Below are 1370 nucleotides of genomic sequence, written 5' to 3' on the forward strand. Positions count from 1 at the left end.
TGGCTGGCATACATTCTAACTAATGAGCGCTTATTTTATATTTATATTATACAATCTAGCTGCGTATCAGCTTATCTACTTCTTCCCATTGGGGCGATCGAGGGTTTGTTGGTGGGTTGGGGCGAGGCGGAGCCTCTGGATATGCGTTACCAGGCAGAGCCTGGGAACTAGGAGAGGGAGGGTTTGTTTGAGGGTTAGGGCGAGGCGGAGCCTCTGGATATGCGTTACCAGGCAGAGCCTGGGAACTAGGAATGTGCTGTTTAAATTTTCACACGAGCGTAATAAAGGTGTCAAAATAAAAATCTTAATACTCCTCTACAAACTGCTCGTGAACCCACAGAAATTCCCGGCGTCTGTTCTGCACCCGCACCAAACCACCAAAGCCAGGATCTTTTGCTTTTAGCAGCGCGTGTAATTCTCGCAAAATCGAGGCTTGGGCGCGGATGGCTGCTTGGCCCTGTTGCCAATCAGGGGCATCACTTTCGGTAGACAAATTAGTCGCTAAATCGCTTCCTTTCAAGGTAGACTCGATGCTTTTTTGTCCTAAATCGAGTTCTTCTTCAATACCTTTGTAGGTGGCTTCATCTAGCATTAGCTTGGTTGCCGAGGCTGCGACAGGTAAGACTAGACTAAGGGTTCCGGTCAAAATTTTGAGATAGGGGGCTGCTTTGGTAAACCATTCGCGCGACACTTCCAATTCATAAACTCCCTTCTTTTTGTCGTGAGGATTTAAGGCTGGAAGCGGTTGACGAGAGTGTTCGCACCAGAGGGTTATTTGCAATTTTGTACTGATCCATTTTGGGCGATCGAAAAACTTTGGATCGACGGGCTTGAAACTGAACAGGCGCGGGCCATCTTTCGCTTCATCGGTGAGCATTTGCATCAGCGACGCAAATTCCTCATCGACTTTGCTGAGAATGATCCGCTGATCCTGAGACAATGACTGAAAGCGTTCTTCTCCTCGACGATCGAAAATTACTAAATCTTTGCGGATGTTTTTTAGCTCTTTGACAATATTTCGGAACTGCTGAATGCCGATTTCTGGCGATGGGGGTTGAGCAGTCGGGGCGTTATTCAGCAGACAATCAATGTTTTGCCATTCACCACAGCCTGAAATGGGACATGGATACTCATGACGATTCTTCTTTTTGCTCTCAATTAGTTTCTCAACCTCAAATAGCCCGTTTCCCGGCGCATTCATACCGCAAGGCGCAATGCAGGGAACCATCACATTACATCGCAATCCTTCCCAGAAATTCTCGACTAGCCATTTAATCTCTTCGGTGAGATAAGATTGGAGTTTAGACTAAGCACAAATTTACTCAGCCTTCGCTGAGTAGAAGTTATGGTGAATTTAGAGAGAGCTGATC

The 1370-nt window shown here is 46.6% G+C and carries 1 pseudogene; it reads right to left on the bottom strand.

The features are described from left to right. Nucleotides 1-304 precede the first annotated feature (304 nt). Nucleotides 305-1288: pseudogene (locus QUA25_RS29195) on the bottom strand (hypothetical protein); the annotation flags it as partial. Nucleotides 1289-1370: the final 82 nt, after the last annotated feature.

It is taken from the genome of Microcoleus sp. Pol17C6, from assembly GCF_036701145.1.
Lineage (GTDB): Bacteria > Cyanobacteriota > Cyanobacteriia > Cyanobacteriales > Microcoleaceae > Microcoleus.